This is a genomic window from Saccharopolyspora sp. NFXS83 (genome assembly GCF_026241095.1).
Taxonomy (GTDB): domain Bacteria; phylum Actinomycetota; class Actinomycetes; order Mycobacteriales; family Pseudonocardiaceae; genus Saccharopolyspora_C.
This window is the reverse complement of record NZ_JAPFGB010000009.1, coordinates 26,001-30,819: the sequence shown is the minus strand read 5'-3', so window position 1 is coordinate 30,819 and position 4,819 is coordinate 26,001. Positions and strand designations below refer to the sequence as shown.

Annotated in this window: 3 protein-coding genes; all 3 read right to left on the bottom strand. The window is 71.0% G+C overall.

Annotated elements, in window-relative coordinates; translation table 11 throughout:
* Positions 1 to 5: 5 nt before the first annotated feature.
* Positions 6 to 1,205 carry a cytochrome P450 gene (locus tag OOZ19_RS12425; protein ID WP_266090247.1) on the bottom strand — a complete coding sequence of 400 codons (1,200 nt, stop codon included), beginning with the start codon at positions 1,203 to 1,205 and terminating at the stop codon, positions 6 to 8.
* 102 nt (positions 1,206 to 1,307) lie between these two features.
* Positions 1,308 to 3,089 carry an ABC transporter ATP-binding protein gene (locus tag OOZ19_RS12420; RefSeq protein WP_266090246.1) on the bottom strand — a complete coding sequence of 594 codons (1,782 nt, stop codon included), beginning with the start codon at positions 3,087 to 3,089 and terminating at the stop codon, positions 1,308 to 1,310.
* On the bottom strand, positions 3,086 to 4,816 hold the full coding sequence (locus tag OOZ19_RS12415; RefSeq protein WP_266090245.1) for an ABC transporter ATP-binding protein: 1,731 nt from the start codon (positions 4,814 to 4,816) through the stop codon (positions 3,086 to 3,088). The genes OOZ19_RS12420 and OOZ19_RS12415 overlap by 4 nt, the downstream gene beginning before the upstream one ends.
* Positions 4,817 to 4,819 lie beyond the last annotated feature (3 nt).

Here is a 4,819-nt window from a genome sequence, read left to right as displayed (position 1 = left end):
GGGGGTTACCAGGCCATCGGGAGACGGGACAGGGTGGAGGCCAGGCGCTCGGGTTCGTCCTCGCCGCGGGCACCGAGTTCCTCCGGCGGAATCGCCAGGTGCAGGGTCGGCAGCCGCTCGAGCAGGAGGCTGAACACGATGCGCAACTCCAGCCGCGCCAGCGAGGCGCCGACGCAGTGCCACACCCCGTGCGCGAAGGTCAGGTGGTTGTTCGGCGCGCGGTGGAAGTCGATCTCGTCCGGGGCGTCGAAGGCGCGCGGGTCGTAGTTGGCCATGGCGAAGTCGGGCAGCACCAGGTCACCCGCGCGGATGGTCACACCGCACATCTCGATGTCCTCGTACGCGTAGTGCGGCTGCCAGCCGCCGCCGAAGTTGGCCGTGCGCAACAGTTCCTCGACCGCGTTGTCGATGAGGTCCGGGTCGGCGGTCAGTTGCGCGCGCAGGTCCGGCCGGGTCAGCAGCCGGGCCATTCCGTTGCTGATGTGCGACGAGACGCTCTCGTGCCCGGCGAACACCAGCAGGCAGGCGGTGGTCGCGGTGATCGCGTCCGTGCAGCCCGGGATGGCGGCGACGGTGGAGAGCACGTCGTCGGCGGGCTCGGACCGTTTGCGCGCGGTCAGTTCCATCAGGTAACCGAAGAAGTCGGCCTGGCCGGAGTCGTCACCGACGAGGTGCATCCGGTCGAGCAGGACGGCGAAGTGGTCGCGCTCGTCCTCGGGAACGCCCATCAGCTCGCACAGCACGACCAGTGGCACCGGCACGGAGATCGCGGCCTGCAGGTCCACCGGCGGTGTCATGGTGAGCATCCGGTCGATCGCCTCGTGCACGATCTTCTCGACCTTGGGCCGCAACGCCGCCATCTTCTTGTGGGTGAACAACGGCATGAGCAGCGAGCGCTGCTGGGCGTGCACGTCGTAGGGGTGGGCGTCCCCGCCGTCGCCCGTGCCGCCGGCGATCATGCGGAAGATCGGGTTGTCGGTGAACTGGGCCGCATCGTCGGGCTTGGGGTGGGTCCGGACGAGCCTGCGGTCGAGCATCAGCTTCTTGACCTCGTCGGCGCCGAGAACCAGCCAGGCCTCGTCCCTGGTCTCCGTGCGCACCCGCCAGATCGGCTTCTGCTCCTGCATGGAACGCAACATGGGGTTCTCACCGAGTGCGGGCGAGCGCAAGGACTCCAGGGCGGGCAGTTCCTCTGACACTGTCATTGTCAGTCCACCTTCTCGGCTCGCTCGGGGTTCGTTGCGAGTCTCGTCCGGCGCCAGTCGGGAAATCCCTAGAGTGACAACGGGAGCACCGCGGTACCGCGGTCACACCCCGGTTCTGGACCAGAACGAGGTCCGCTGAGCGGCGAGCAACCGGGCGTAGCGCCCGCCGGCGGCGAGCAGTTCGTCGTGTGTGCCGCGTTCGACGATGCGGCCGGACTCCAGCACGAGGATCAGGTCCGCGTCCCTGATGGTGGACAGCCGGTGCGCGATCACGAAGCTGGTCCGGCCGGCCCGCACGGCCTTCATGGCCCGCTGGACGTGCAGCTCGCTGCGGGTGTCGACCGAACTGGTCGCCTCGTCCAGCACGAGAACCGGCGGATCGGCCAGGAACGCCCTGGCCACGGTGATCAGCTGCCGCTCCCCCGCGCTGATCCCGGCCGACTCGCCGAGCACGGTGTCGTACCCGTCGGGCAGCGTCCGCACGAAGCGGTCCACCCGGGTGGCACGGGCGGCGGCCTCCACCTCCGCCCGGGTCGCGCCCTGCCTGCCGTAGGCGATGTTGTCCGCGATCGTGCCGTGGAACAGCCAGGTGTCCTGCAGCACCAACCCGCTCAGCCGGCGCGCGTCCTCCCGGCGCAGCGCGGCGATGTCGGTGCCGTCGACCAGGATGCTGCCGCCGTCCACCTCGTAGAACCGCATCAGCAGGTTGGCGAGCGTGGTCTTGCCCGCACCGGTCGACCCGACGAGCGCCACCGTCCGGCCGGGCTCGATGGTCAGCGACAGGTCCTCGATCAGCGGTGTCTCCGGTGTGTACCGGAACGAGACCCGGTCGAACACCACCCGGCCCCGGCCTGGTGACGGCCGCGGCGGGGCGGGCGGGTCGGGCTCCTGTTCGGCCGCGTTCAGGAACGCGAAGATCCGCCCGGCGGCGGCGAGCCCCGCCTGCGCGTCACCGACGATCCCGGCGGTCATGCCCGCGTCGACGCCGAACCTGCCGCTGTAGAGCCCGAACGCCTGCACGTCGCCGATGGTGAGCGAGCCGGCCACCACCCGCAGCGCCCCGATGACGGCGACCACCACGTAGGTCAGGTTGGTGATCAGGTACATCACCGGCTCGGCGGCCTTCGCGGCGACCTCACCACGCAGTCCGGCGGCACGCACGGCGTCGTTGTGCCGGTCGAAATCCCGCTTCATCCGGCCACGGCGGCCGAACGCGGTGATCAGCGAGTGCGCGGTGTAAGACTCGTCGACGTGCGCGGTCAGCGCCCCGGTGGCCGTACGCTGCTCGTCGAAACGGGCCCGCGCCTGCCGCATGATCCGCGCGGTGAGCAGACCGGCCAGTGGCAGCGAGCAGAGCACGATCACGGCGAGCAGCGGCGAGTAGACACACATCATCACCGCACCGCCGACCATCGTGAACGACCGCACGGTGAACTGCTCCACCACCTGCTGCAACGACTGCTGGAAGGTGTCGACGTCGTTGGTCAGCCTGCTCATCAGGTCGCCACGGGAGTGACCGTCGAAGTAACGCAGTGGCAACCGGCCGAGCTTCGCCGACGCGTCCCGGCGCAGGTCGAACATCACCCGCCGGACGACCACGGCGGCGAGCCACGCCTGCGCACAACCGAGGATGGCGCCCGCCGCGTACAGAACGAGCAACAGGACCAGCATTTCCCCGAGCGCCCCGAAGTCGACCCCGTTCCCGCGTGCGCCGCTGACGACCAGATCGGTCGCCTTACCGAGGATCGCGGGCACGACCAGCGCGCTCATCGTCGCGCCACCGATCCCGGCGACGACCAGCACACCCAGCAGCCACCGGTACGGGGCCAGCCTGGCCAGCACCTGACGCGCGGTACCCGGCTCCGCGTCCGCCCGCCCGGTCACCGGGCACCCATCCCGGCCTGCTGCGAGGACGCGATGTCGCGGTAGATCTCGCAGGTGGCGAGGAGTTCCTCGTGCGGGCCGGAGCCGACCACCCTGCCCTCGTCGAGCACGACGATCCGGTCCGCGTGCCGGACCGTGCTCACCCGCTGGGCGACGACGAGCACCGTGGCCGACGCGGTCTCCGCACGCAACGCCGCCAGCAGAGCCGCTTCGGTGGCCGGGTCGAGCGCGGAGAAGCAGTCGTCGAACAGGTAGACCGGCGGCCGTCGCACCAGCGTCCGGGCGATGGTGATCCGCTGCCGCTGCCCGCCGGAAAGGTCCGCGCCGCCGCCGGCGATCTCCGCGGCCAGGCCGCCGGGCAGGTTCTCGACGAGTTCGCGGGCCTGGGCGACGTCGAGCGCGCGCCAGAGTTCGGCGTCGGTGGCATCCGGGTCGCCGAAGCGGAGGTTGGCGGCGACGGTGCCGGAGAACAGCTGCGCCCGCTGCGGCACGACACCGACGGTCACCGTCAGCTCCTCCGGGTCCAGCTCACGGACGTCGACCCCGTTGACCAGTACCGCTCCCTCGGTGACGTCGACGCCGCGGAGCACGAGGTTGAGCAGGGTGGTCTTGCCGCTGCCGGTACTGCCGATCACCGCCACCGTCTCCCCCGGCCCGGCCCGCAGGTCCACACCGTGCACCGACGGGAGTTCCGCGCCGGGATAGCGATACGTCACGCCGCGCAGCAGCAGGGTGCCGCGGGAGCGGCCCGTCCGGGCGGGCACGGGGGGCGTCACGTCCGGCTCGGTGTCGAGCACCTCGCGGATCCGCCGTGCCGACACGCTCGCCCTCGGCACGACCAGGAACACGAACGTCGCCATGGTGATCGACCAGGTGATGTACACCAGGTACTCGACGAAGGCGTTCACCGTGCCGATCCCGATCTCACCGCCGTCCACCCGGACCGCGCCGAGCCAGACGACGGCGACGGTGCCGATGCCGGAGGCGAGTGAGACGGCGGGGAACATCAGCGCGAACAGCCGTCCGGCCCGCAGCGAGTGGCCGAGGAGTTCGGCGTTGGTGCGCCCGAACCGCTCGCGTTCGTGGGCGTCGCGGGCGAAGGCCCGCACCACCCTTGCCCCGGAGACCTGCTCGCCGACGATCCGGTTCAACCGGTCGATCGCGGACTGGATCCGGCCGTAGACCGCGGTCAGCCTGCGCTGCGCGACCCAGACCAGCACGATGATCACCGGGATGAACGCCAGCAGCACGAACGACAGCGGCACGTCCTGCGACAGCGCGAGCGCGACGCTGCCCAGGCAGATGGCCGGCACCGCGGCGAGGGCGGTGAGACCGTCGAATGCCACCGTCTCCACCTGCTGCACGTCGTTGGTGCTGCGGGTGGTCAGTGACGACCCGCCGATCCGCTCCACCTGCTGGGTGGACAGGCCCTGGCCCCGGTAGAAGACCTCCGACCGCAGGTCGCGGCCCAGCGACAGGGCCGCCCGCGCGCCACAGAGGACCGAGCCGATCCCCGCCCCCGCCGCCGCAGCCGCGACCAGCACCATCAGCGCGCCCATCCACAGGATGTGCCCCTGGTCGCCGGCGACCACCCCGCGGTCGATGATGCTGGCGTTCAGCGTCGGCAGGAGCAGCATCGCCACGACCTCGACCAGCTGGAGCAGCCCCGCGAGCACGACCATCCCCCGGTAGGGGCGCAGGTACCGGCGGAGCAGGCGGATCAGCACGGC